General features: G+C 60.5%; 20 protein-coding genes and 1 pseudogene. 11 read left to right on the top strand and 10 right to left on the bottom strand.

From position 1 onward, the window contains the following. Positions 1–46 precede the first annotated feature (46 nt). The 9 genes from AC1ROI_RS31090 to edd form a co-directional block, all read right to left on the bottom strand. Entirely contained in the window at positions 47–1207 is a 1161-nt protein-coding gene (locus AC1ROI_RS31090) for an ABC transporter ATP-binding protein (protein ID WP_010457386.1), read from the bottom strand. A 2-nt stretch (positions 1208–1209) separates the two neighbouring features. Then, on the bottom strand, positions 1210–2055 hold the full coding sequence (locus AC1ROI_RS31085) for a carbohydrate ABC transporter permease (RefSeq protein ID WP_077748691.1): 846 nt from the start codon (positions 2053–2055) through the stop codon (positions 1210–1212). After that, entirely contained in the window at positions 2048–2956 is a 909-nt protein-coding gene (locus AC1ROI_RS31080) for a carbohydrate ABC transporter permease (protein ID WP_010457390.1), read from the bottom strand. The genes AC1ROI_RS31085 and AC1ROI_RS31080 overlap by 8 nt, the downstream gene beginning before the upstream one ends. A gap of 148 nt (positions 2957–3104) precedes the next feature. Continuing rightward, positions 3105–4406: an ABC transporter substrate-binding protein gene (locus AC1ROI_RS31075; RefSeq protein ID WP_010457391.1), complete on the bottom strand. Its 1302-nt coding sequence runs from the start codon at positions 4404–4406 to the stop codon at positions 3105–3107. 117 nt (positions 4407–4523) lie between these two features. Continuing rightward, complete coding sequence (locus AC1ROI_RS31070) at positions 4524–5783, bottom strand: D-mannose isomerase (protein ID WP_102594227.1); 1260 nt, start codon at positions 5781–5783, stop codon at positions 4524–4526. A gap of 227 nt (positions 5784–6010) precedes the next feature. Beyond that, entirely contained in the window at positions 6011–7480 is a 1470-nt protein-coding gene (locus AC1ROI_RS31065; protein WP_042932631.1) for an ATP-binding protein, read from the bottom strand. Further along, positions 7470–8201 carry a response regulator gene (locus tag AC1ROI_RS31060; protein WP_010457397.1) on the bottom strand — a complete coding sequence of 244 codons (732 nt, stop codon included), beginning with the start codon at positions 8199–8201 and terminating at the stop codon, positions 7470–7472. The genes AC1ROI_RS31065 and AC1ROI_RS31060 overlap by 11 nt, the downstream gene beginning before the upstream one ends. Before the next feature lie 177 nt (positions 8202–8378). Further along, positions 8379–9329: a glucokinase gene (locus AC1ROI_RS31055; protein WP_010457399.1), complete on the bottom strand. Its 951-nt coding sequence runs from the start codon at positions 9327–9329 to the stop codon at positions 8379–8381. Continuing rightward, the gene (gene edd, locus AC1ROI_RS31050; protein WP_010457401.1) at positions 9326–11152 is read right to left on the bottom strand and encodes a phosphogluconate dehydratase; all 1827 of its coding nucleotides are present in this window, start codon (positions 11150–11152) and stop codon (positions 9326–9328) included. The genes AC1ROI_RS31055 and edd overlap by 4 nt, the downstream gene beginning before the upstream one ends. Positions 11153–11372: 220 nt before the next feature. Here edd and gap point away from each other — a divergent pair, with 220 nt between their 5' ends. The 5 genes and pseudogenes from gap to AC1ROI_RS31025 all read left to right on the top strand — a co-directional run bounded on the left by gap (position 11373) and on the right by AC1ROI_RS31025 (position 16776). Then, positions 11373–12374, top strand: coding sequence for a type I glyceraldehyde-3-phosphate dehydrogenase (gap, locus tag AC1ROI_RS31045; RefSeq protein ID WP_077748694.1), 1002 nt, complete (start codon positions 11373–11375; stop codon positions 12372–12374). A 15-nt stretch (positions 12375–12389) separates the two neighbouring features. Continuing rightward, the gene (locus tag AC1ROI_RS31040; RefSeq protein WP_077748695.1) at positions 12390–12854 is read left to right on the top strand and encodes a methylglyoxal synthase; all 465 of its coding nucleotides are present in this window, start codon (positions 12390–12392) and stop codon (positions 12852–12854) included. A 288-nt stretch (positions 12855–13142) separates the two neighbouring features. Further along, positions 13143–14423, top strand: a pseudogene (locus AC1ROI_RS31035) (methyl-accepting chemotaxis protein); the annotation flags it as partial. Positions 14424–14525: 102 nt separating this feature from the next. Further along, positions 14526–15281 carry a methyl-accepting chemotaxis protein gene (locus tag AC1ROI_RS31030; RefSeq protein ID WP_370654441.1) on the top strand — a complete coding sequence of 252 codons (756 nt, stop codon included), beginning with the start codon at positions 14526–14528 and terminating at the stop codon, positions 15279–15281. A gap of 163 nt (positions 15282–15444) precedes the next feature. Next, positions 15445–16776, top strand: a complete 1332-nt coding sequence (locus AC1ROI_RS31025) for a CoA transferase (RefSeq protein ID WP_102595466.1) — start codon at positions 15445–15447, stop codon at positions 16774–16776. A 128-nt stretch (positions 16777–16904) separates the two neighbouring features. On the opposite strand, the gene arcD (AC1ROI_RS31020) is transcribed toward AC1ROI_RS31025, so the two are convergent. Continuing rightward, complete coding sequence (gene arcD, locus AC1ROI_RS31020; RefSeq protein WP_077748698.1) at positions 16905–18332, bottom strand: arginine-ornithine antiporter; 1428 nt, start codon at positions 18330–18332, stop codon at positions 16905–16907. A gap of 428 nt (positions 18333–18760) precedes the next feature. Between arcD (AC1ROI_RS31020) and arcD (AC1ROI_RS31015) the strand changes: the two genes are divergently transcribed. The 6 genes from arcD (AC1ROI_RS31015) (at position 18761) to gcsR (ending at position 25796) form a co-directional block, all read left to right on the top strand. Then, positions 18761–20188, top strand: coding sequence for an arginine-ornithine antiporter (arcD, locus tag AC1ROI_RS31015; protein ID WP_010457413.1), 1428 nt, complete (start codon positions 18761–18763; stop codon positions 20186–20188). 35 nt (positions 20189–20223) lie between these two features. After that, positions 20224–21480 (top strand): arginine deiminase, encoded by a 1257-nt coding sequence (gene arcA / locus AC1ROI_RS31010; RefSeq protein ID WP_083375889.1) that lies wholly within the window; start codon positions 20224–20226, stop codon positions 21478–21480. A gap of 69 nt (positions 21481–21549) precedes the next feature. Continuing rightward, on the top strand, positions 21550–22560 hold the full coding sequence (locus AC1ROI_RS31005; RefSeq protein WP_017340452.1) for an ornithine carbamoyltransferase: 1011 nt from the start codon (positions 21550–21552) through the stop codon (positions 22558–22560). Positions 22561–22739: 179 nt separating this feature from the next. Continuing rightward, on the top strand, positions 22740–23669 hold the full coding sequence (gene arcC / locus AC1ROI_RS31000) for a carbamate kinase (RefSeq protein WP_010457419.1): 930 nt from the start codon (positions 22740–22742) through the stop codon (positions 23667–23669). Between the two features lie 12 nt (positions 23670–23681). Next, positions 23682–24044 carry a DUF5064 family protein gene (locus AC1ROI_RS30995; protein WP_077748701.1) on the top strand — a complete coding sequence of 121 codons (363 nt, stop codon included), beginning with the start codon at positions 23682–23684 and terminating at the stop codon, positions 24042–24044. A gap of 243 nt (positions 24045–24287) precedes the next feature. Continuing rightward, complete coding sequence (gcsR, locus tag AC1ROI_RS30990; protein ID WP_077748702.1) at positions 24288–25796, top strand: transcriptional regulator GcsR; 1509 nt, start codon at positions 24288–24290, stop codon at positions 25794–25796. The last annotated feature ends 111 nt before the right edge of the window (positions 25797–25907 follow it).

Genomic DNA, 25907 nt, shown 5'->3' with positions numbered 1-25907 from the left:
CTGAAATCGCCTTCGTCGGCAAGCCTGGTTCCTACAGTTTTAATCTTCAGCGGCCCTTGAATTGGGCAACGTTCGCGCCGTGGCTCTCGGCTTTTGGCTGACCGGCCACCCCCAGGCGCTCCCCGGTCTTGGCATCGAACAACAGCACTTTCGATGGATCGAATTGCAGGGTCAGGGTCTCGCCCACGTTCGGCGCGACGTCCGGCGCCAGGCGGCAGCAGACTTTGGTGTCGTTGAGATTGACGAACACCAGGGTGTCGGGACCGGTCGGTTCGGTGACCTGGACTTCGGCGCGAATGGTCGGCAAACCGTTCGGCTCGCTGCCCGCCAGAACGATCTGCTCCGGGCGCAGGCCGAGGATCACTTCACGGTCTTCCAGACCGGCGTCCTGCATGCCCATCGGCAATTCGCAACGCGCCTGGCCGCTGTCGAGCAGCGCCACCAGACGACCGTCCTTGCGCTGCAAACGCAGCGGAATGAAGTTCATCGGCGGCGAACCGATGAAGCTCGCCACGAACAGGTTGGCCGGGTTGTTGTAGATGTCCTTTGGCGTACCGAACTGCTGAATGATCCCGTCCTTCATCACCGCAACCTTGTCGCCCAGGGTCATCGCTTCGATCTGGTCGTGGGTCACGTAGACCGTGGTGGTTTTCAGGCGCTGGTGCATCAGTTTCATTTCAGTGCGCATCTCGACGCGCAGCTTGGCGTCGAGGTTGGACAGCGGTTCGTCGAACAGATAAATCTTCGGCCGACGCGCCAGGGCACGGCCCATCGCCACGCGCTGCTGCTGACCACCGGAGAGCTGACCGGGCTTGCGGTTGAGCAAGTGTTCGATCTGCAACAGCTTGGATACCCGCGCCACTTCCGCTTCGATATCGGCGGCGGGCATTTTGCGGATCTTCAAGCCGAAAGCGATGTTCTCGCGCACGCTCATGGTCGGGTACAGCGCGTAGGACTGGAACACCATGGCGATGTCGCGGTCTTTCGGGCTCATGCCGCTGACGTCCTGATCACCGATCATGATCGCGCCGCCGGTGATGGTTTCCAGGCCGGCGATGCAATTCATCAGGGTCGATTTACCGCAACCCGAAGGTCCGACCAGGATCAGGAACTCACCGTCCTTGATCGACAGTTCGATGTTCTTGAGGGTGTCCGGCAGGCCGGGACCATAGGTCTTGTTTACATTGCGAAGTTCGAGCGTAGCCATGATTACCCCTTGACTGCGCCGGCCGTCAGCCCGCGCACGAAATACTTGCCTGCGACCACATAGACCAGCAGGGTCGGCAGCCCGGCGATCATCGCCGCCGCCATATCAACGTTGTATTCCTTGGCGCCGGTACTGGTGTTGACCAAGTTGTTCAACGCCACCGTAATGGGTTGCGAATCACCGCTGGAGAACACCACGCCGAACAGGAAGTCGTTCCAGATCTGGGTGAACTGCCAGATCAGGCAGACCATGATGATCGGGGTGGACATCGGCAGGATGATCAAGCGGAAGATGGTGAAGAAACCCGCGCCATCGAGCCGCGCCGCCTTCACCAGCGCATCGGGAACGCTGACGTAGTAGTTACGGAAGAACAGCGTGGTGAACGCCAGGCCGTAGACCACGTGCACGAACACCAGGCCGGTGGTGGTGCTGGCCAGGCCCATCTTGCCGAGGGTGAACGAGGCCGGCAGCAGGACGGTCTGGAACGGCAGGAAGCAACCGAACAGCAGCAGACCGAAGAACAGTTGCGAGCCACGAAAGCGCCACATCGACAGCACATAGCCGTTCAGTGCACCGATGGCGGTGGAGATCAGCACCGCCGGAACGGTGATCTTGATCGAGTTCCAGAAGTACCCGTCAACCGTGCCCCAGGCCTTGACCCAGCCAATGCCGCTGACCACGGTCGGCCAGCTCAGCAGGTTGCCGGAGTTGATGTCTTCCGGCGTCTTGAAACTGGTCAACAGCATGACCACCAGCGGTATCAGGTAAAGGAATACCGCCAGGATCAGCACGCCGTAGATGGCGATGCGACTCAGGCTGATGGATGGTTTGGCAGCGAAATTAGTCATGACGCTTGGTCCTCAGCTCGGAGTACAGGTAAGGCACGATGATTGCGAGAATCGCACCGAGCATCAGAATCGCACTGGCCGAGCCCATGCCCATCTGGCCGCGACTGAAGGTGAAGGAATACATGAACATCGCAGGCAGGTCAGAGGAATAACCCGGGCCACCGGCAGTCATTGCCGCCACCAGGTCGAAACTCTTGATCGCGATGTGGGCCAGGATCATGACCGCGCTGAAGAACACCGGGCGCAGGCTCGGCAACACCACTTTCAGGTAAATGCGCGGCATGCTCGCGCCATCGATCTGGGCAGCACGGATGATCGATTGATCCACGCCACGCAGGCCGGCGAGGAACATCGCCATGATGAAGCCCGAGGCTTGCCAGACCGCCGCGATCACCAGGCAATACACGACGCGATCCGGGTCGATCAGCCAGTCCAGGCGAAAGCCTTCCCAACCCCAGTCACGCAGCAATTTGTCCAGGCCCATGCCCGGGTTGAGCAGCCACTTCCAGGCGGTACCGGTGACGATCATCGAGAGCGCCATCGGGTACAGGTAAATGGTGCGAATGAAACCTTCGCGACGAATGCGCTGGTCAAGAAACACCGCCAGCAGCACACCGATCACCAAGGTGATGCCGATGAACATGCCGCCGAACACCGCCAGGTTCTTGCTCGCTACCCACCAACGGTCGTTGTCGAACAGCCGCTGGTACTGCGCCAGGCCCGCCCATTTGTAAGTCGGCAGGAAGGTCGAGGTGGTGAACGACAGGATGAACGTCCACAGGATATAGCCATAGAAGCCCACCAGGACGATGAACATGCTCGGCGCCAGCACCAGTTTCGGTAGCCAGCGCTGCAGTGCATCGAACGGCGAGGCCTTGCTGAACACAGCAACAGAACTCATGGGAAGATCCCGTACGAGAGAAAATTTACGTTGGAAATGCTGACCCTTGCAGGCGTGAGACTGCTTGCGATAGCTGAGTGTCAGACTCTGGATGTATCAACTGATACACCGCTATCGCGAGCAGGCTCGCTCCTACAGGGGCCAAGCATTACTTGGCAGCTTTGACGGCCGTGCCCAATTGCTTGGCGGCAGTCGCCGGATCGGCTTTCGGGTCGTTGATGAAGTTGGTCACCACATCAAAGAACGCGCCCTGTACCGCCAGCGTGGTCGCCATGTTGTGCGCCATGCTCGGCTGCAGGCCGCCGGACTTGGCGTCCACCAGGAAGTCCTTGGCAGCGGTCTGGGCGCAGGAGTCGAAACCGTACTTGCCCATGTCGTTCAGCATGTCGATTCGAACCGGGATCGAGCCCTTGTTGATGCTGAAGACTTTCTGGAAGTTCTCACCCAGCACGACCTTGGCAATGTCCTGTTGAGCAGCAGCAGTGCCTTTGTCTTTCTGCTTGAACACGGCCAGGGAGTCGATGTTGTAGGTGAACGCCTTGTCGGTGCCCGGGAACGCTACGCACTCGTAGTCCTTGCCGGCGACTTTCTTGGCGGCAGTCCACTCGCTCTTGGCCCAGTCGCCCATGATCTGCATACCGGCCTTGCCGTTGATGACTTTGGCCGCTTCCAGGTTCCAGTCCTGGCCTTTGCCGTCGGCGTCCATGTAGGTCGCGACTTTCTTCAGCTCGGTCAGCGCCTTGACCATTTCAGGACCGGTCAGTGCTGCGTTGTCCAGGTCGACCAGGGCTTTCTTGTAGCCGTCGACGCCCATGACCGACAGGACCACCGCTTCGAACACGGTGCTGTCCTGCCAAGGCTGGCCGCCGTGGGCAAGGGCAATGAAGCCCGCTGCCTTGAGCTTGTCACCGGCGGCGTAGAATTCCTGAAGGGTGGTTGGCGCTTTTTCGATGCCGGCTTTCTTGAAGACTTCCGGGTTGATCCACAGCCAGTTGACGCGGTGAATGTTCACCGGCACGGCCACGTAGTCACCTTCGTACTTCACGGTATCGGAGACTTTCTTGTCGAGCAGACTGTCCCACTTCTCGGTTTTGGCCGCGTCTTTCAAGACGTCGGTGTCGAGCAGACCGGTAGACGCCCATTCCTGGATGTCCGGGCCTTTGATCTGTGCGACGCCCGGTGGGTTGCCTGCAACGGCGCGGCTCTTCAGCACGGTCATGGCGGTCGCACCGCCACCACCGGCAACGGCGCCGTCCTTCCAGGTGAAACCGTCTTTTTCGACTTGGGCCTTGAGGACATCAACGGCCGCTTTTTCGCCACCGGAGGTCCACCAGTGAACGACTTCTACCGAACCTTTGGAATCGGCGGCAAGCGCACTGACAGGGAATGCAGAGATAGGGAGCAATGAGGCAAGAGAAATGACAGTAGCGAGGCGAGAAATCGCATTCATCTAGAATTACCTTTCTTGTTGTTATGCATGCAAGTCTGGTGCTTGCGCTGCATAGGATTTTAAACAGGAGTTATCCCCTCGCAGGTAACGAAGGGACGCTTGAATGTCACCACATGGTTACACAGGAGCGCTCTGGGACAACTGCCCCAAGGCCGTGGCCATGCTCGGCGCCAGTGGCAGGCGCGGGATCAGGACGGCTTGCCAGGCGTGATACAGATCCGGTTTACCGGCCCAGATATCGGCACTTGGACGGTTTTGCGGGTCGAGCTCATGGTGCCAACTGCCATCGCAGCGGTCGATGAAATGACTGTCACAGAAATCCCAGAACCGCCGGTACCAGGTTTCGTATTGCGTATCCCCAGTGCGTTTAAGCAACGCGCTGGCGGCGGCACTGGCTTCGCAATGGGTCCAGTGCAAGCGATGGCGAACCACCGCGCGATTGTCCCAGTCGAGGGTGTAGACAATCCCGGGCAGCCCGTCGATATCCCAGCCGTGACGGCAGTTGTGATCGAAGAGTTTTTGCGCGTCGGTGGCCAGCCAACCCGGCGTGAGCATGCCGGCTTGCACGCGTGCCGCTTCGAGGTGCAGCAACAGCCGCGCCCATTCGAAACCGTGGCCCGGCGTGGTGCCGTAAGGGCGGAAACCGTCGGCCGGGTTGTCGTGGTTGTACTCGCGCAGCGGCTGCCAATCGCGATCGAAATGCTCGACCACCAGGTAGTCGTTGGCAGCGGCGTGACCATGAATGACGCGCTCGACGATGCGCTGAGCGCGGACCAGCCAGCGGTGGTCGTCGGTGACATCGGCCAGGGCGAGAAAGGCTTCGGTGGCGTGCATGTTGCTGTTGGCGCCGCGGTAGGCTTCTTCACCGCTCCAGTCGCGCTCGAAGGATTCGCGCATTGCGCCCTCCTCCTCGCTCCAGAAATGCGTGTCGATGATGTTTATCGCATCGTCGAGCAACGCCTGTGCACCGGGGCGCCGGGCGACGACCGCCGAACTGGCCGCGAGGGCCACGAAGGCATGCAGGTAAGCGGCCTTGTCGGTGTTGTCATCGTGATGATGGGCAGCGGCAAACCAGCCGCCGTGTTCGGCATCACGCAACGGGCCGCTGAGCGCCTGAATGCCGTGATCGACCAGCTCGGCAAACCCCGGCAAACCCTGAATATGCGCCATGGCGAAGCTGTGAGTCATGCGGGCGGTGTTCATGGTTTCGGCGTGGGCGTTGGCCGGGAGACGGCCCTTTTCATCGAGATTGCCGAAGCCTTCGGCAAGCTTTGAAGCCTTGGCAAATGCCAACAGGCGCAAGCCTTCGGCCGCGAGCCATTGCTGATGGGCAGGTGCATTCAGCCAACTGCTGAAGGCAGGTTGGAAGGTGTCCATGGGGTGCCTTTTTTGTTGTTTTGACTGAGGGCAGTCTAAACAACGGGCGGGGGCGGGCTTGTAACGAAGGGGGCGAGTTATGTCACCGGTTTGTGACATTTAGCTTGAGAGATTTGTTTAATGGTCTGACGCCTTCGCGAGCAGGCTCGCTCCCACATGGGTTCCGCGGTGCACACAAATCCCCTGTGGGAGCGAGCCTGCTCGCGAAGAACGATAACGCGGTCAATCTAGTCAACACTGCGCGGCAACTGCAACGTCACCCGCAACCCGCCTTCACGCAGGTTTTGCAGGCTGACTTCACCGCCATGGCTATGGGCAATGTTGCGCGCAATCCCCAACCCCAAGCCATATCCCTGCTGCTGCCCGGCCAACCGGAAGTGCGGTTCGAACACCTGCTCCATCCGTTGCTCCGGCACGCCTGGCCCTTCGTCATCGACATGCAGGATGAAGGCGCTCTCGTCGTCATCGATATGCAAATGCGCGTTCTGCCCATACTTCAATGCGTTGTCGATCAGGTTGCCGATGCAGCGCTTGAGCGCCAGCGGTTTGCCCGGGTACGCCGCCAGCGCCCGGCCCTGCTGGGTGACGCGACCATTGCCGTTGGGCGCCAGGTACGGTTCCACCAGACAATCGAGCACATGGTTCAGATCCACCGGCTCGATGTTTTCGTGAATATCGGTGTCTTTCACGCATTGCAGCGCGCCCTTGACCAGCAATTCCAGCTCATCCAGATCGCGGCCGAACTTGGCTTGCAGCTGTTCGTCTTCAAGCAATTCGACCCGCAGCCTTAACCGGGTAATCGGCGTGCGCAGGTCATGGGAAATCGCGCTGAACAACTGGCTGCGCTCGGTCAGGTAACGGCTGATGCGCTCGCGCATCGCATTGAAAGCGCGGCCCACTTCGACCACTTCACTGCCGCCGCCTTCGGCCACCGGTTCGACTTCGGCACCGAGGGACATGTCCCGCGCCGCCCGCGCCAGGCGTTTGAGCGGACGACTCTGCCAGTGCACCAACAGGCCGATGAACAACAGCAAAAAGCCACTGGTGAGCACAATGAACCAGACCTGCTGCGCCGGCAGGCCCTGTTCTTCAAGGCTGGTGTAGGGCTCGGGCAACAGCGAGGCGATGTACAACCACTCGCCCGGCGCCATCTGGATTTGCGTGACCAGCACCGGCGGGTTCACCGGCTCCAGCGTCAGCGCGTAATGCGCCCATGAGCGCGGCAACTCATCGAGTTTCAGCCCGCTGTTGAAGATCCGCAGGTCTTCGGGGCTGACGAAGGTCACCGAGATATCCGTGTCTTGGCCGAGGGACTCGCGCAACACCTGATCCACGGCCTTGAGCACGGCTTCCTTGCGCGGGGTGATCGGCAACACTTCCATGCCCAGCGGCTTGTCGTTGAGGGTCACCACGAAACGGGTGCCGCCCATGCTGCGCAATTGGTCGAGCACCAAGGGACGAAACGCCACCGGCAGCGAACGAAAATAACTGACGCTGGCCGTCATCGAATGGGCCAGGCTGCGGGCACTGGTGACCAGGCCTTCAAGTTGGGTGGCACGCAGTTGCGACACCCAGATCACGCTCGACAAGGTCTGCGCGAACAGCACCGCCAACAGGGTCAGCAGCAACATGCGCCCGAGCAGCGAACGCGGCATCGGCACGCGGGCGGCGAGCTTGCGCAACCACTCAGTGGCCATTGCTGGCAACCACATTGGCGGCCAGTTGGTAGCCGCTGCCACGCACGGTACGGATCAATCGCGGCGGTTTTTCGGTATCACGCAGGCGCTGACGCAAACGGCTGACCGCCATGTCGACGATGCGATCCAGCGGCATCAGATCGCGGCCACGGGTGGCGTTGCCGATGGTGTCGCGGTCGAGGATTTCCTGCGGATGATCAAGGAACAGTTTCAGCAGCGCAAAATCGGCGCCGGAGAGAATCACTTCTTCGCCGTCAATGTGGAACAGCCGGTGGCTGACCATGTCCAGCCGCCAGTCGTCGAACGCCAGCACTTCACCGCCGGAACGTTCCTGACCGAACTGCGCGCGGCGCAACAAGGCCTTGATGCGCGCCTGCAATTCACGGGGGCTGAATGGTTTACCGAGGTAGTCGTCGGCGCCCAGTTCCAGGCCAATGACGCGGTCGGCCTCGTCGGAGCTGGCGGTGAGCATGATGATCGGCACCTGCGCCTGACGCGGGTGTTGGCGGATCCAGCGGCAAAGGCTGAAACCGTCTTCGTCGGGCAGCATCACGTCGAGGATCACCAGATCGCTCGGCGCTTCGTTCATCGCTTGGCGAAAGCCCGCGCCATCGGGCGTGGTGCGGACCTGGAAACCGGCGCGGGTCAGGTAGGTGTCCAGCAACTCGCGTATCTCTTGATCATCATCGACCAACAAAATCGACTTGTTGACTGAGCTCACGGGGCGGCGTCCTTGTTGTTTGAATTGGGCGGATTATGCCTTAAGCACCGTTTTCACAAACACCACAAAACTACTGTAGGAGTGAGCCTGCTCGCGATTGCGGTTTTACATTCAACGCATTGGTTGACTGATACACCGCTATCGCGAGCAGGCTCACTCCTACAGGTTGATCGCATTTCAGGCCTGATCGAGCGCCACACCCGCACCCATCAACCCGGAATACGGCGCCGTCACCAGCCACACAGGGATGCCTTTGAAGTAATCGCTCATGCAGCCCTTGTCGGCGAAGCACCGGGCAAAGCCGCTTTCAACGAAGAAATCGGCAAACCGCGGAATCACTCCGCCGACGATATACACGCCACCGCGAGCCCCCGTGGTCAGCACGTTGTTGCCGGCGACACGACCGAGCCAGCAGCAGAACTGCTCCAGCACTTCCAGCGCAATCGGGTCACCCGCCAGACCGGCAGCGGTTATCGATTCCGGAGTATCGAGCACCGGCTCATGACCGTCCACCGCACAAATCGCCCGGTAGACCCGCGGCAAACCGCTGCCGCTCAACGCCGTTTCAGCGCTGACATGCCCGATCTCATTGAAGATGTGTTGCCACAGTTGGGTTTCACGCAGACTGCTCAAGGGCAGATCGACGTGACCGCCCTCCCCTGGCAAGGCGGCAAAACGGCCTTCGCCCAGGTCCAGCAAGGTGCCGACACCCAGCCCCGTGCCCGGACCGATCACCACGGCAGGTCGCAGCGGCTCAGGCGTGCCTTCGCAAACCACCCGAAACTCACCAGGCTGCAAACGGGTCATGCCCAGCGCCATCGCCGAAAAATCATTGACCAGCAACAACTGATCGACCTGCAATGCCTTGCAAAAATCTTTGCGACTGAGCCGCCAGTGATTATTGGTGAACTTGAATTCATCACCGCTTACCGGGCCGGCCACCGACAGGCATACCGAGCCGATCGAACCCGGCGCCAGGCCAAGCCCGCCCAGATAGAGGGCAATCGCCTCTTCCGGGCTGGCGTGGTCGGCCGTTGCCAGCACCTGGATCGCTTCCAGCTGCTGGTTTTTCCACAACGCGAAACGTGCGTTGGTCCCACCGATGTCACCGACCAAAGCCAGTTTCAATTAAGCGTCTCCAGGGCAGAAGTAAAGGCGCTGGCGCCCTGCTCTGCGGAGCTGAAGGCCATGCGCATGAAACCAAACAGTTCGCGACCGCTGCCAATGTTGTTGCCCAACAGGCCCTTGGCCGGGGTGCGCGCTGCAAATTCTTCGGCGTCCACCTTAAGCTCCAGGGTGCCTTTGACGCCATCGACGCGGATGATATCGCCCTCTTGCACCCGCGCAAGAGCACCGCCGACATAAGCTTCGGGACTGACATGAATCGCTGCCGGGATTTTCCCCGACGCGCCGGACATGCGCCCGTCGGTCACCAGCGCGACTTTGAAGCCGCGATCCTGCAGCACGCCGAGGAACGGCGTCATTTTGTGCAGCTCCGGCATGCCATTGGAGCGCGGGCCCTGGAAGCGCATCACCGCGACAAAATCCTTCTCCAGCAAACCGGCCTTGAACGCGTCGGCCAGGTCCTGCTGATCCTGGAACACCATGGCTGGCGCTTCGACGATCTGGTTTTCCAAGGCAACGGCGGAGACTTTCATCACGCCTCGTCCGAGGTTGCCTTCCATCACCCGCAAGCCGCCCTCAGGCGAGAACGCACGCGCGACCGGGCGAAGAATGGTTTCGTCGAGGCTTTCGATCGGGCCTTCGCGCCAGACCAGCTCGCCGTTTTCGAGGAACGGCTCCATGGTGTAACGGCTCAAGCCGTGGCCCAACACCGTGTTGACGTTTTCGTGCAGCAGCCCGGCTTCCAGCAGTTCGCGGATCAGGAATGACATGCCGCCCGCCGCCTGGAAATGGTTGATGTCGGCTTTGCCGTTCGGGTAGACGTGGCTCAGGGTCGGCACGACTTCGGAGAGGTCGGCCATGTCCTGCCAGGTCAGTTGAATGCCGGCCGCCATGGCGATGGCGGGCATGTGCAAGGTGTGGTTGGTCGATCCGCCGGTGGCGTGCAGCGCCACGATGGAGTTGACCAGCGAACGCTCGTCGACGATTTCGCCGATCGGCATAAAGTCACCGTTCTGCTTGGTCAGACGCGTCACCTGATGCGCCGCTTCGCGGGTCAGGGCATCGCGCAACGGGGTGTTCGGGTTGACGAACGAGGCGCCCGGCAAGTGCAGGCCCATGACTTCCATCAGCAACTGGTTGGTGTTGGCGGTGCCGTAAAAAGTGCAGGTACCCGGGCTGTGGTAGGACTTCATTTCCGATTCCAGCAGCTCTTCGCGGCTGGCCTTGCCTTCGGCATAACGCTGACGCACATCGGCTTTCTGCTTGTTGGAAATGCCCGACACCATCGGCCCGCCCGGGACGAAGATCGTCGGCAGATGACCGAAACGCAGTGCGCCCATCATCAGGCCCGGGACGATCTTGTCGCAGATGCCGAGCATCAGCGCGCCATCGAACATGTTGTGGGACAGCGCCACGGCGGTGGACAGCGCGATCACCTCACGGCTCGGCAGGCTCAGCTCCATGCCCGGCTCGCCTTGGGTCACGCCATCGCACATGGCCGGGGTGCCGCCGGCGAACTGGCCGACGGAGCCGATCTCGCGCAGGGCTTTTTTGATCTGTTCAGGAAAGACTTCGTAAGGCTGATGCGCCGAGAGCATGTCGTTATATGACGAAACAATCGCAATGTTGGCGGAGTTCATCATCCGCAGACTGTGCTTGTCTTCAGTGCCGCAACCGGCCACGCCGTGGGCGAAGTTGGCGCATTGCAGCTTGCCGCGCATCGGACCGTCGCTGGCTGCATCGCGAATAAGCGCAAGGTAAGCCTCACGGGTTGCGCGGCTACGGGCGATAAGCCGTTCGGTGACCTCAAGGACGCGGGGATGCATGTGTAGAACTCCAGGCTAACGGATGTGGCGACCTGATTGTCTATGCTGAGCAAGAGCCGGTGTCGATGGGATGACAGACGGTTTTCTTGATCGGTCGGACCAGTTGATTCAGGTCACTCGTTGTAGATTGAACAAAATATTGCCATTAAAAAGGCTTGTTTTCTATTTTTATGCGAATAATCTTGTAATTCCAACAACAAAACGACGGCGGCCCTGTTAAATGACTCTTCGAATCGCAATCAATGGTTTTGGCCGAATTGGCCGCAACGTCCTGCGCGCACTGTATACCCAAGGCTATCGCCAGGATCTGCAGATCGTTGCCATCAATGACCTTGGCGACAGCGCGATGAACGCTCATCTGCTCAAGTACGACACCGTTCACGGCACGTTCGACGCCGATGTCCAGCACGATCAGGAAAGCCTGACCGTCAACGGTGACCGTATTGCCGTCAGTGCCATTCGCAACCCGGCCGAGTTGCCTTGGGCCGCGGAAAAAATTGATGTGGTGTTCGAGTGCACCGGTCTGTTCACCGACCGTGCCAAAGCCGCCGCGCATATTACGGCCGGCGCGCGCAAAGTGATTATCTCGGCCCCGGCCAAAGGCGCCGACGCCACCGTTGTCTACGGGGTCAACCACGACATTCTGCGCCAATCGCACCAGATCATTTCCAACGCATCGTGCACCACCAACTGCCTGGCCCCGGTGGCGCAGGTGCTGCACCGCGAACTGGGCATCGAAAGCGGTCTGATGACCACGATCCACGCCTACACCAACGACCAGAACCTGACCGACGTCTACCACACCGACCCGTACCGCGCCCGTTCGGCCACCCAGAACATGATCCCGAGCAAGACCGGCGCCGCTGAAGCGGTCGGCCTGGTGCTGCCGGAACTGGCCGGCAAACTGACCGGCATGGCGGTACGTGTTCCGGTGATCAACGTGTCGCTGGTGGACCTGACCGTGCAGCTCAAGCGCGAAGCGTCGGCCGATGAAGTGAATGCACTGCTCAAAGAAGCCGCCCAGCACTCGAAGATTCTCGGCTACAACACCCTGCCGCTGGTATCCAGCGACTTCAATCACAACCCGCTGTCGTCGATCTTCGACGCCAACCACACCAAATCCAGCGGCAAGCTGCTCAAGGTACTGGCGTGGTACGACAACGAATGGGGCTTCTCCAACCGCATGCTCGATAACTGCCTGGCGCTGTGCAACGCTGAGTAACGGGGAGCTAAACCGATGATCGGTATCAGCTTCACGCAAAAGACCATGGCGGCGCGCAAGCGTATCGCCCTGGTCGCCCATGACCACTGCAAGGTATTTTTGCTGGACTGGGCCGAGCGGCAGAAGGACAAGCTTGCGCAACATGAACTGGTCGCCACCGGCACCACCGGGCTGTTGTTGCAACAACGCCTGGAGCTGCCGGTGGAAAGCATGATCAGCGGCCCCTTGGGCGGCGACCAGCAACTCGGTGCGCGCATTGCCGAGCAGCGGGTCGACATGCTGGTGTTTTTCTGGGACCCGTTCGAACCGCAACCCCATGACCCGGACATCAAGGCGTTGCTGCGGGTCGCGGCGGTCTGGAACATTCCGGTGGCGTGCAACGAATGCAGCGCCGACTACCTGCTCAGCAGCCCGATGATGGAGCAGGCTCACGCCCACCGCATCCCCGATTACGCGACCTATCTGTTGGGTCGCGCCTGAACCGCTTTCGGATCCATCACTGACCCCCTTGAACGGATAATGGACATCATCGTCCGTTCAAGAAGGATCAGGTACGCCAGCCTCAGAATCTCCCCGCGATTTCCCCCGTTTTAAGCCCTGTTTTCGGCAGATTTTTCCGCGCAAACGTTCAACCCCTACCGTTCGTCGGGGCCACCATCATGCATCCTCGTCCCACGCCGATGAGCATTGAATGGCGCTGAATGGACTTGGCGAACCGGGTCGACATCGGCCCACAGCCAACACTTCATCCCTTCGCGAGTTCGCCCTATGTTCGACTCTCTCTCTATCCGTCTGAAAATCGTCTTGCTGTCCGGCCTGTGCCTGCTTGGCGTGGTCGCGTTGATCGTCGGTATGAACTTCTACCAGACCAATCAGAACGATGAGCTGGTCAGCGCCTCCAGCCGCAAGATGCTCACCACCAGCGTGCAGGACCTGCTCCAGGCCAAGGCCGCCGAGCAAGCGGTGCGGGTGCAGAAGACATTCGGTGAAAGCCTGTTGGTGGTGACTGCCCTGGCCGATCAGATCAAGGACATGCGCGCCATGGCCGCCAAGCGTTCGCTTGAGGCCGGGGCCCTGCGTGAGGAGTTGAACCAGAGCCTGAAAACCGCGTTTGAGCGCAACAGCAAAGTGCTGGGGATCTGGCTGGCGTTCGAACCCAACGGCCTGGACGGCAAGGACAGCGAGTTCGCCAACGATGCGGCCCGCCAGTCCAACGAATCCGGGCGTTTTGCCAGTTACTGGAGCCGTGCCGGCGGGGCCGGGATCAACACGATCATGGTCGAAGACGACATGACCAAAACCACCCTGAGCCTCAGCGGCACGCCGTACAACAGCTGGTACACCTGCCCTCGCGACAGCAAACGCACCTGCTTGCTGGACCCGTATGCCGACACCGTCGGCGGCAAGGAAATGCTGATGACCACCATTTCCGTCCCGCTGCTGGTGGACGGCAAGTCCATCGGCGTGGTCGGTGTCGACATCGCCCTCGACGCCCTGCAAGCGGCCGCGGTCGATTCCCAGCGTGACCTGTTCAACAGCGCCGGGCACATGCTGATTGTCTCCGGCAGCGGTGTATTGGCTGGTTACAGCGTCGATGCGAGCAAGGTCGGCAAAGGCATTGATGCGACCCTCGGCGCTGACGGCAAGGACATCCTGCAACTGCTCAGCGGCGGCACGCCGAAGATCCTCGAACAAGGCGAAGTGATTCGTGCGGTGTACCCGGTCAGCCCGATCAGCGACTCCAAAGCCTGGGGCGTGGTGATTGACCTGCCCAAGCAAGTGCTGCTGGCCGATTCGGTCAAGCTGCAAGCGGTGCTCGATGACGCCCAGCAAAGCGGCACGATCAAAGCGGTGCTGGTGGCTGTCGCGGCCGGCCTGGTCGGTCTGTTGCTGATCTGGCTCACCGCGTCCGGCGTGACCCGGCCGATCAACAGCGTCGCCGAGATGCTCAAGGCGATTGCCAGCGGCGACGGCGACCTGACCCAACGCCTGCACTACAGCAAAAAAGATGAACTGGGCGAACTGGTCAGCTGGTTCAACCGCTTCCTCGACAAGCTGCAACCGACCATCGCGCAGATCAAACAAAGCATCACCGACGCTCGTGGCACCGCCGACCAATCCTCGGAAATCGCCCGTCAGACCAGCGAAGGCATGCAGGTGCAGTTCCGCGAAATCGACCAGGTCGCCACAGCGTCAAACGAAATGAGCGCCACCGCCCACGAAGTCGCCAACAGTGCGTCGAACGCGGCCAATGCGGCCAAAGGTGCGGATCAATCGGCGCGCGATGGCATGTCGATCATCGAGCGCAGCACCCGCGACATCAATCAACTGGCCGACGAAGTCAGCAAGGCTGTGACCGAAGTCGAGGCGCTGGCGGTGAACAGCGAGCAGATCGGTTCGGTGCTGGAAGTGATCCGCAGCATTGCCGAACAAACCAACTTGCTCGCCCTCAACGCGGCGATCGAAGCGGCCCGTGCCGGCGAAAGCGGTCGTGGGTTTGCCGTGGTGGCCGACGAAGTGCGCAACCTGGCCAAACGCACCCAGGACTCGGTGGAAGAAATCCGCGTCGTGATCGAGCGCATCCAGACCGGCACACGCGGCGTGGTGGCCACCATGCATTCGAGCCAGACCCAGGCCCACAGCAATGCCGGACAGATCCAGCAAGCGGTCCAGGCCTTGGGCAAAATCAGCGACGCGGTCACCGTGATCAGCGACATGAACCTGCAAATCGCCAGCGCCGCCGAACAGCAAAGCGCGGTGGCCGAAGAGGTCAACCGTAACGTCTCGGCGATCCGCACCGTCACCGAAACCCTGACCGGCCAGGCCACCGAATCGGCGCAGATCAGCAGCCAGCTCAACTCGCTGACCACCCACCAGATGAAATTGATGGATCAGTTCCGGGTGTAACAGCCACAGCCCTGTAGGAGCGAGGCTTGCCCGCGAAGGGAGCGCTGCGGTTTTCAGATAGACCGCATTATCGTTCTTCGCGGGCAAGCCTCGCTCCTACAGGTTTCATCCGCTTCATCACCTGTTTGATCTATGCTCGGGCTCTCGTTCCGGAGGGCCTTCGATGACTGGTTTACTCACGTCCATTCAAGCCGCGCTTGGCTTGCCTCACACGCCAATTCCCTTTACGTCGAGCGGCGCCCTGCCCTCGGCGTTTGCCGTCACTGATCTGGCCTGTGCCAGCATCGCCGCCGCCGGCCAGGCAGTCAGCGAATTACTGCAACAACACACCGGTCGCTTGCCCAGCCTTGAAGTCGACCGCCGCCTGGCCTCTTTCTGGTTCGCCACCTCGATCCGCCCCGAGGGCTGGAGCGTTCCGCCGCTGTGGGACCCGGTGGCCGGTGATTACGCGACCCAGGACGGCTGGATCCGCTTGCACACCAACGCGCCGCATCACCGCGCCGCCGCCGAAAGCGTGCTCGGCACTTGTGCCGACCGTGCGGCGATGGCGAGCAAGGTTGCGCAATGGGCGAAAACCGATCTGGAACAGGCCGTGGTCGATGCCGGCGGCTGCGCCGCCGAGATGCGCAGCTGGGCACAATGGCAGGCGCATCCCCAAGGCTTGGCGGTGAACGCCGAGCCGTTGATTCAGTTCAGCGCCGGCAGCGGTCAACACGCGAAACCCTGGAAAGGTTCTGTGGCGCAACCGTTGGCAGGCATCAAGGTGCTGGACTTGACCCGCGTGTTGGCCGGCCCCGTCGCCAGTCGTTTTCTCGCCGGCCTCGGCGCCGATGTATTGCGCATCGACCCACCGACCTGGAACGAACCCGGCGTGGTGCCCGAAGTCACGCTGGGCAAACGCTGCGCACGGCTGGACCTGCACAACAACGACGATCGAGCGGTGTTCGAAAGCCTGCTCAAGGACGCCGATATCGTGCTCCACGGCTACCGCGCCGACGCACTGGAAAAGTTGGGTTACGGTGTCGCCGAGCGGGAAAAACTGGCGCCGGGCCTGATTGATGTGTGCCTCAACGCCTACGGTTGGAGCGGCCCGTGGCGCAACCGCCGTGGCTTCGACAGCCTGGTACAGATGAGCAGCGGCATTGCCGACGCGGGCCGGCAGTGGAAGAAAGCGGACAAACCGACGCCGCTGCCCGTTCAGGCGCTGGATCATGCGACCGGGTATTTGATGGCGGCTGCAGCGATCACGTTATTGGGACGGGGTGGGTCGGCCAGGTTGTCGTTGGCGCGAACGGCGAAATTGTTGATTGAAAACGGTGCAGGGACGGATGAGGCGCTACGAGCTGAAGATGAAAATGATCAGGGGATGTTGATCGAGCAAACGCCTTGGGGGCCGGCGCATCGGCTTCATGTGCCTTTGAAAATCACCGGCACACCGTTGCAGTGGACACTTCCGGCTTCGGAATTGGGTGCCCATCGCGCGCAGTGGTGGTGACCGTCAGATAGCTATCGCGAGCAGGCTCGCTCCCACATTGGATCTGCGTCGAACACAAAACCTGTGGGAGCGAGCTTGCTCGCGATGGGGCCAGAACACTCAATACAAAACCGGTGCCAGCCGCCACCTCACAACGACAGCAACCCGCTGTACAACCCATACGCCGCCAGCCCCGCCCCGCTGATGACGCAGGTGAAAATGCCTTTCTCAATATGGGTAAACAGCGGCTCGCCTTGCTCTCGCTTGGCCTTGGCAAACAAGATCACCCCCGGTGCATACAGCAACGCCGACAGCAGCAGATATTTCACCCCGCCCGCATACAACAACCACACCGCGTAACCCAGGGCGATGCCGCCGATCATCAGGTCCTTGGTCCGCTCGGCCGACGCGTGTTCGTAGGTTTCGCCGCGTCCGCTCAACAGCACCGCATACGCTGCCGACCACAGATACGGCACCAGGATCATCGACGACGCGAGGTAGATCAGGCTGGTGTAAGTGCCTGCCGAAAACAGCGTGATCAGCAGAAAAATCTGGATCATTACGTTGGTCAGCCACAGCGCATTGACCGGTACATGGTTGGCGTTTTCCTTGGTGAGAAAGGCCGGCATGGTCTTGTCTTTAGCCGTGGCGAAAAGGATTTCGGCGCAAAGCAGCGCCCAGGACAACAATGCACCCAACAGCGAAATCGCCAGGCCGATGCTGATCAGCAGCGCCCCCCAAGGACCGACAATGTGCTCCAGCACCGCCGCCAGTGACGGGTTTTGCAGGGTGGCCAATTCCGGCTGGCTCATGATCCCCAGGGACAACACATTCACCAGTACCAGCAATGCCAACACGCCGAGAAAACCGATCACCGTTGCCCGGCCGACGTCCGAGCGTTTCTCCGCCCTGGCCGAGTACACACTGGCGCCTTCAATGCCAATGAACACGAACACGGTGACCAGCATCATGTTGCGCACCTGCTCCATGACACCGCCGAAATTCGGGTTGCTGCTTCCCCAGATATCGCGGGTGAAGACGTCCGCCTTGAAGGCCACGGCGGCGATGACGATGAACATGATCAGCGGCACGATCTTGGCCACGGTGGTCAGCTGGTTGATGAACGTCGCCTCCTTGATCCCGCGCAGCACCAGAAAATGCACGGCCCACAGCAGCACCGAGGCGCAACCGATGGCGATCGGCGTGTTGCCCTGGCCAAACACCGGAAAGAAATAACCGAGGGTGCTGAACAGCAACACGAAATAACCGACATTGCCCAGCCAGGCGCTGATCCAGTAACCCCAGGCGGATGAAAACCCCATGTAATCGCCGAACCCGGCCTTGGCGTAGGCGTACACCCCGGAATCCAGTTCGGGTTTGCGATTGGCCAGGGTCTGGAACACGAAGGCCAGGGTCAGCATGCCGACCGCAGTGATCGCCCAACCAATCAATATCGCCCCGGCATCGGCACGCGCCGCCATGTTTTGCGGCAAGGAAAAAATCCCGCCGCCGATCATAGAACCGACGACCAGGGCGATCAGCGCACTGAGGCGAAGCTTTTGCGTCGTTTGCACCATCTTGCGTCCCTTTTTTACGGCATGGCCATTGAGGCATAACTTTAACTAAATGGATAACGGGTTTAAGCGTTTATTAACTAACGGAAAATAACGCCTTCTATTTATAGCCGATAATTCTATGGGATCGGTGTGTAACAGTTTTGTATGTCAATTTTGATAAATCCATTCCACACCGAAAACAGATGACAAAATTGGCAGAAAGCCAAAACCGGACTAAGGTCAAAATTCAAAAGTGCTATGCATCATTCACGCCTGAACTGGCCGAAGCCTCTGGAAAGGGCTTTTCCAGCGATATCCTTATGCCCGTAAAAGTTTCATAAGTCTTTCATTAACATTGGAATGTGTCGATGTACTGATCTATGTCAGATGTCTGAATAGCTAACAGCATTAATCTGCTGTCTCTTTTCTCCTGCATTGGAGGTCATGCAATGTCTGAATCCCCCGGTAAACTGAAACTCGGCGCACTTGTGGCGCTGGTTGTCGGCTCAATGATTGGTGGCGGGATCTTCTCTTTACCGCAAAACATGGCCGCCAGTGCCGATGTCGGTGCCGTGCTGATCGGTTGGGCGATTACCGCGGTCGGCATGCTGACCCTGGCCTTCGTGTTCCAGACCCTCGCCAACCGCAAGCCTGACCTGGACGGCGGTGTCTACGCCTACGCCAAGGCCGGTTTCGGCGACTACATGGGTTTCTCGTCTGCCTGGGGTTACTGGATCAGTGCGTGGCTGGGCAACGTCGGTTATTTCGTGTTGCTGTTCAGCACCCTCGGCTATTTCTTCCCGATCTTCGGCGAAGGCAACACCGTCGCTGCGGTGATCGGCGCGTCGGTGCTGCTCTGGGGCGTGCATTTCCTCGTGTTGCGCGGGATCAAGGAAGCGGCGTTCATCAACCTGGTGACCACCGTCGCCAAGGTCGTGCCACTGGTGCTGTTTGTGCTGATCGCGATTTTCGCCTTCAAACTGGACATCTTCACCGCCGACATCTGGGGCCTGAAAAACCCGGACCTGGGCAGTGTGATGAACCAGGTGCGCAACATGATGCTGGTCACCGTGTGGGTGTTCATCGGCATTGAAGGCGCGAGTATTTTCTCGGCCCGAGCAGAAAAACGCAGCGACGTCGGCAAGGCCACCGTAATTGGTTTTATCACCGTGTTGCTGTTTCTGGTGCTGGTGAACGTGCTGTCGCTGGGCATCATGACCCAACCGGAACTGGCCAAACTGCAGAACCCGTCGATGGCCGCGGTGCTGGAACACGTCGTCGGTCCATGGGGCGCCGTGCTGATCAGCGTCGGCCTGATCATCTCGCTGCTCGGGGCGCTGCTGTCGTGGGTACTGTTGTGTGCGGAGATCATGTTCGCCGCCGCCAAGGACCACACCATGCCGGCGTTCCTGCGCAAGGAAAACGCCAAACAGGTGCCGGTCAACGCCTTGTGGCTGACCAACGCAATGGTGCAGCTGTTCCTGGTCATCACCCTGTTTTCGGCCAGCACTTACCTGTCGCTGATCTACCTGGCCACCTCGATGATTCTGGTGCCGTATCTGTGGTCCGCGGCTTATGCCCTGCTGCTGGCGGTGCGTGGCGAGAGCTATGAAAACGCTGCGGCTGAACGTCGCAAAGACCTGTTCATCGGTGCCGTCGCGTTGATTTACGCGGTCTGGCTGATCTATGCCGGCGGCGTCAAATACCTGCTGCTCTCTGCCCTGCTCTATGCCCCCGGCGCGATCCTGTTCGCCAAGGCCAAGATGGAGCTCAACAAACCGATTTTCACCAACGTCGAGAAGCTGATTTTCGCCGCTGTTGTCGCTGGCGCCCTGGTGGCGGCCTACGGCCTGTATGACGGCTTCCTGACCCTGTAACACTCGACTCATTTGTCATCTGGAGGATCACTGTAATGACCACCGAAAAAGTTAAGTACGGCGTCCATTCCGAAGCCGGCAAACTGCGCAAAGTCATGGTTTGCTCCCCAGGCCTGGCCCACCAGCGGCTGACTCCGAACAACTGTGACGAACTGCTTTTCGATGATGTGCTGTGGGTGGCCCAGGCCAAGCGTGACCATTTCGACTTCGTCACCAAGATGCGCGAACGCAACGTCGAAGTGCTGGAAATGCACAACCTGCTGACCGACATCGTCGCCATCCCCGAAGCCCTCGACTGGATTCTGGAACGCAAGGTCACCGCCAACTCGGTCGGCCTCGGCCTGATCAACGAAGTGGGTTCGTGGCTGCGTAGCCTGGAACCGCGGCATATCGCCGAGTTCCTGATTGGCGGTGTCTCCGCCGATGACCTGCCGGACAGCTTCGGCGGCAAGACCATCCAGATGTTCCGCGACTTCCTCGGCCACTCCAGCTTCATTCTGCCGCCGCTGCCCAACACCCAGTTCACCCGCGACACCACCTGCTGGATCTACGGCGGCGTGACGCTGAACCCGATGTACTGGCCGGCGCGACGTCAGGAAACCCTGCTGACCACCGCCATTTACAAATTCCACCCACAGTTCACCAACGCCGATTTTGAAATCTGGTACGGCGACCCGGACCAGGATCACGGCAGCGCCACCCTGGAAGGCGGCGACGTGATGCCCATCGGCAACGGTGTGGTATTGATCGGCATGGGCGAACGTTCGTCCCGACAGGCCATCGGCCAACTGGCGGTGAACCTGTTCAAGCACAACGCCGTGGAGAAAGTCATCGTCGCCGGCCTGCCCAAGTCCCGCGCAGCGATGCACCTGGACACTGTGTTCAGCTTCTGCGACCGCGACCTGGTGACGATTTTCCCGGAAGTGGTAAACCAGATCGTCGCCTTCACCCTGCGCCCTGACGACAGCAAGCCGGGCGGCATCGACATCCGCCGCGAAGAAACCAACTTCCTCGACACCGTCGCCAAGGCCCTCAACCTCAAGGCGCTGCGCGTGGTGGAAACCGGCGGCAACAGCTTCGCCGCCGAACGCGAGCAATGGGACGACGGCAACAACGTGGTGGCCGTGGAGCCCGGCGTGGTGATCGGTTATGACCGCAACACCTACACCAACACCCTGCTGCGCAAGGCCGGTGTGGAAGTCATCACCATCAGCGCCGGTGAACTCGGACGCGGCCGTGGCGGCGGCCACTGCATGACCTGCCCGATCATTCGTGACCCTATCGACTATTAATTTTTATGCCCTGCTTCGCGCTCATAAAGCGCGAAGCAGGCGGATAACCGAAACCCAAGGAGATCCAAAATGGCTTTCAATATGCGCAACCGCAGCCTGCTCTCGCTGATGCACCACACCACTCGCGAGCTCAACTACCTGCTGGACCTGTCCCGCGACCTCAAGCGCGCCAAATATACCGGCACCGAGCGTCCGCACCTGCAAGGCAAAAACATCGCGCTGATCTTCGAAAAAACCTCGACCCGCACCCGTTGCGCCTTCGAAGTCGCGGCCCATGACCAGGGCGCCCACGTCACCTACATCGACCCGGTGTCGTCGCAGATCGGCCACAAGGAAAGCATGAAAGACACCGCCCGCGTGCTGGGGCGGATGTTCGACGCCATCGAGTACCGGGGCTTCGAACAGGAAATCGTCGAAGAGCTGGCCAAGTTCGCCGGCGTACCGGTGTTCAACGGCCTGACCGCTGAATTCCACCCTACACAAATGATCGCCGACACCCTGACCATGCGTGAGCACAGCGACAAGCCGCTGCACGACATCAGCTACGCCTACCTGGGCGACGCCCGTTACAACATGGGCAACTCGCTGCTGATGATCGGCGCCAAACTCGGCATGGACGTGCGCATCGCCGCGCCCAAAGCCTTGTGGCCGCACGCTGATTTCATCGCCCAGTGCAAAGCCTTCGCCGAAGAAAGCGGCGCGCGCATCACCATCACCGAAGACCCGAAAGCAGCGGTCAAGGGCGTGGACTTCATCCACACCGACATCTGGGTGTCGATGGGTGAGCCGGTAGAAGCGTGGGACGAGCGCATCGAGCAACTGCTGCCGTACCAGGTCAACGCCGCGATGATGAAAGCCTCCGGCAACCCGCGGGTGAAATTCATGCACTGCCTGCCGGCGTTCCACAACAGCGAAACCAAGGTCGGCAAGGACATCGCCGCACGCTATCCGCACCTGGCCAACGGCGTGGAGGTGACTGAAGAAGTCTTCGAATCGCCGGCCAACATCGCCTTCGAGCAAGCGGAAAACCGCATGCACACCATCAAGGCGATCCTGGTGTCGGCGTTGGCGGATATCTAACGGCCCACCCGGCTCTCCCGGCTGGAACAAAGCCCCTGCGGGAGCGAGCCTGCTCGCGATAGCGGAGTAACAGTCAACGTCTCTGTTGAGTGTTAAATGGTCATCGCGAGCACGCTCACTCCCACACTGATCGGGTTTCACCAGGGAGACCGAGTCACCTCATTTAGAAGGACTGCATTATGCGTATCGTCGTTGCTCTGGGCGGTAACGCCCTGCTCCGCCGTGGTGAACCCATGACCGCGGACAATCAACGCGCCAACATCCGGATCGCCACTGAACAGATCGCCAAGATTTATGCTGGCAACGAACTGGTGATCGCTCACGGCAATGGCCCGCAAGTCGGGTTGCTGTCGTTGCAGGCCGCCGCTTACACCTCGGTTTCGCCTTATCCGCTGGACGTACTCGGCGCCGAAACCGAAGGCATGATCGGCTACATCATCGAACAGGAACTGGGCAACCTGCTGGACTTCGAAGTGCCCTTCGCCACCTTGCTGACCCAGGTCGAAGTCGACGCCAACGACCCGGCGTTCCAGAACCCCACCAAACCCATCGGCCCGGTCTACGCCAAGGCCGAAGCGGAAAAACTTGCCGCCGAAAAAGGCTGGGCGATTGCCCCGGACGGCGACAAATACCGTCGCGTGGTGGCCAGCCCGAGACCGAAACGCATCTTCGAAATCCGCCCGATCAAATGGTTGCTGGAAAAAGGCAGCATCGTGATCTGCGCGGGCGGTGGCGGCATCCCGACGATGTACGGCGCCAGCGGCAAACTGCAAGGCGTGGAAGCAGTGATCGACAAAGATCTGTGCTCGGCGCTGCTGGCCGAACAGCTGGAAAGCGATCTGCTGGTGATCGCCACCGACGTCAACGCCGCCTGCATCGACTTCGGCAAACCGACCCAGAAAGCCATCGCCCGAGCCCACCCTGACGAAATGGAAAAACTCGGCTTCGCCGCCGGCTCCATGGGACCGAAGGTGCAGGCCGCCTGCGAGTTTGCCCGCCATACTGGAAAAACCGCGGTGATCGGTTCACTCTCGGACATCGAAGCGATCGTCCAGGGCACGGCCGGCACGCGCATCAGCACGGCGACACCTGGCATTACTTATTTATAAGGAGAAACGTCAATGGCAACGTTCGCCCCCGGTCACTTGCACATCGAGCGCCACGCGCTGACCTCGGATGATGTCAGCTACAACCTGCACTTCGACTATGAGGTCAGCAATAACGACAAAGGGGAAAAAGGCATCCAGTTCACCATGCATGGCAGCATTCAGGGAAAGGATATGAGCGAAACCTTCTTTCTACCCAAGGTTGAGGCCTACAACTTCGCCAACAACATAACGAATATCGCCGAGAAGTACGGTATTCCAAGGACACACAGCCAGATCGGCTCGGTTCACAAAAATTACGACGAGGTATTTGAAGACATTCGGAAGAAGCTGGATATGAAATCCGGCGACCCGGTAGATCTCAAAAACTTTGAGTAGCCTGCGTCCCCTTGTGGGAGCGGGCCTGCTCGCGATGACGGACTTTCATTCGCTATGGATGCCGACTGAAAGACTGCGGCCCCACGACCTGTAGGAGCGAGGCTTGCCCGCGAAGCTTTTAGTGGTCTTGATGGCCTCTACGCGGGCAAGCCTCGCTCCTGCAGGTTGAACACGTGCATTTCACCTGAGACCCGCCCCAAGGCATACTTGCCCCCCTCCGCTTGCCAGATTGAAAACCGCCCCATGCGTATCCACGTCAGCTTCATCGACCGCGTCGGCATTACCCAGGAAGTCCTGGCCCTGCTCGGTGGGCGTAATCTCAATCTGGATGCGGTGGAAATGGTCCCGCCCAACGTGTACATCGACGCTCCGACCCTGAGCCCGGAAGTGCTCGAAGAGCTGCGCGATGCGTTGCTCAGCGTGCGCGGCGTGCAAGCGATGACGGTGGTCGACATCCTTCCGGGGCAACGGCGGCACTTGCAGCTCGATGCGCTGCTCGCCGCCATGACCGACCCGGTGCTGGCCCTGGACAGTGACGGCAAAGTGCTGCTGGCCAACCCGGCGCTGATCGCGTTGTATGGTCGCGAACCGGCCGGTGAAAGCGTCGCCGATCTGTTTGCCGACCCGGCGCTGCTTGGCGTATTACTCGAAAACGGCTTCCGCCTGCCGCTGCGCGAGATCACCGTCAACGGCCAGACCCTGCTGCTGGACGCCACCCCGATCACCGACGCCGGCGCCCTGCTGACCTTGTATCAACCGAACCGCATCGGCGAACGCCTCTCGGCGCTGCACCACGACCATGCCGAAGGTTTCGACGCGTTGCTCGGCGAGTCCCCGGCGATCCGTACCCTCAAGGCACGCGCCCAGCGCGTGGCAGCACTGGATGCGCCGTTGCTGATCCAGGGCGAAACCGGAACCGGCAAAGAACTGGTGGCGCGGGCCTGCCACGCCATCAGCGCCCGGCACGGTTCGCCGTTCCTGGCGCTGAACTGCGCCGCATTGCCGGAGAACCTCGCCGAAAGCGAACTGTTCGGCTACGCCCCTGGCGCCTTTACCGGTGCGCAACGGGGCGGCAAACCGGGGCTGATGGAACTGGCCAACCAGGGCACGGTGTTTCTCGATGAAATCGGTGAAATGTCGCCGTACCTGCAGGCGAAGTTGCTGAGGTTCCTCAATGACGGCAGCTTCCGGCGAGTCGGGGGTGATCGCGAGGTAAAGGTCAATGTGCGAATCCTCAGCGCAACTCACCGCAACCTGGAAAAAATGGTCAGCGAAGGTTCGTTCCGCGAAGACTTGTTCTATCGCCTCAACGTCCTGAATGTCGAAGTCCCGCCCCTGCGCGAACGCGGTCAGGACATCCTGCTGCTGGCGCGCTATTTCATGCAGCAGGCCTGCGCACAGATCCAGCGCCCGGTCTGTCGTCTGGCGCCCGGGACTTATCCTGCACTGCTGGGTAACCGCTGGCCGGGCAACGTGCGGCAATTGCAGAACGTGATCTTCCGTGCGGCGGCGATTTGCGAAAGCAGCCTGGTGGACATCGGCGACCTCGACATCGCCGGCACCTCGGTGGCGCGCCAGAGTGACAGCGATGTCGATAGCCTGGAGCAAGCGATGGAAGAGTTCGAAAAGACGCTGCTGGAAAAACTCTACGTCAGCTACCCTTCTACTCGGCAACTGGCCAGCCGCCTGCAAACTTCCCACACGGCGATCGCCCATCGACTGCGCAAGTACGGCATTCCCAATAAGCCGTGAGGCCGGATATACAATCTCCCAACCGACACAAAACAACTGTAGGAGTGGGGGGGGGGGGGGGGGGGGGGGGGGGGGGGGGGGGGGGGGGGGGGGGGGGGGGGGGGGGGGGGG

The sequence above is a fragment of the Pseudomonas sp. GW823-FHT02C02 genome, assembly GCF_058797635.1.
Note: the sequence above shows the minus strand (reverse complement) of the source record. Positions and strands in the feature narration are given on the sequence as shown.

What these genes read in the sequence shown, in the direction of transcription:
- gap (WP_077748694.1), top strand. Translation starts at nt 11,373, where the DNA reads ATGACTCTTCGAATCGCAATCAATGGTTTTGGCCGAATTGGCCGCAAC.
- arcD (WP_077748698.1), bottom strand. Translation starts at nt 18,332, where the DNA reads ATGGTGCAAACGACGCAAAAGCTTCGCCTCAGTGCGCTGATCGCCCTG.
- AC1ROI_RS31005 (WP_017340452.1), top strand. Translation starts at nt 21,550, where the DNA reads ATGGCTTTCAATATGCGCAACCGCAGCCTGCTCTCGCTGATGCACCAC.
- edd (WP_010457401.1), bottom strand. Translation starts at nt 11,152, where the DNA reads ATGCATCCCCGCGTCCTTGAGGTCACCGAACGGCTTATCGCCCGTAGC.
- AC1ROI_RS31070 (WP_102594227.1), bottom strand. Translation starts at nt 5,783, where the DNA reads ATGGACACCTTCCAACCTGCCTTCAGCAGTTGGCTGAATGCACCTGCC.
- AC1ROI_RS31065 (WP_042932631.1), bottom strand. Translation starts at nt 7,480, where the DNA reads ATGGCCACTGAGTGGTTGCGCAAGCTCGCCGCCCGCGTGCCGATGCCG.
- AC1ROI_RS31075 (WP_010457391.1), bottom strand. Translation starts at nt 4,406, where the DNA reads ATGAATGCGATTTCTCGCCTCGCTACTGTCATTTCTCTTGCCTCATTG.
- AC1ROI_RS31030 (WP_370654441.1), top strand. Translation starts at nt 14,526, where the DNA reads ATGCAGGTGCAGTTCCGCGAAATCGACCAGGTCGCCACAGCGTCAAAC.
- gcsR (WP_077748702.1), top strand. Translation starts at nt 24,288, where the DNA reads ATGCGTATCCACGTCAGCTTCATCGACCGCGTCGGCATTACCCAGGAA.
- arcD (WP_010457413.1), top strand. Translation starts at nt 18,761, where the DNA reads ATGTCTGAATCCCCCGGTAAACTGAAACTCGGCGCACTTGTGGCGCTG.
- AC1ROI_RS31040 (WP_077748695.1), top strand. Translation starts at nt 12,390, where the DNA reads ATGATCGGTATCAGCTTCACGCAAAAGACCATGGCGGCGCGCAAGCGT.
- AC1ROI_RS31080 (WP_010457390.1), bottom strand. Translation starts at nt 2,956, where the DNA reads ATGAGTTCTGTTGCTGTGTTCAGCAAGGCCTCGCCGTTCGATGCACTG.
- arcA (WP_083375889.1), top strand. Translation starts at nt 20,224, where the DNA reads ATGACCACCGAAAAAGTTAAGTACGGCGTCCATTCCGAAGCCGGCAAA.
- AC1ROI_RS31025 (WP_102595466.1), top strand. Translation starts at nt 15,445, where the DNA reads ATGACTGGTTTACTCACGTCCATTCAAGCCGCGCTTGGCTTGCCTCAC.
- AC1ROI_RS31085 (WP_077748691.1), bottom strand. Translation starts at nt 2,055, where the DNA reads ATGACTAATTTCGCTGCCAAACCATCCATCAGCCTGAGTCGCATCGCC.
- arcC (WP_010457419.1), top strand. Translation starts at nt 22,740, where the DNA reads ATGCGTATCGTCGTTGCTCTGGGCGGTAACGCCCTGCTCCGCCGTGGT.
- AC1ROI_RS31090 (WP_010457386.1), bottom strand. Translation starts at nt 1,207, where the DNA reads ATGGCTACGCTCGAACTTCGCAATGTAAACAAGACCTATGGTCCCGGC.
- AC1ROI_RS30995 (WP_077748701.1), top strand. Translation starts at nt 23,682, where the DNA reads ATGGCAACGTTCGCCCCCGGTCACTTGCACATCGAGCGCCACGCGCTG.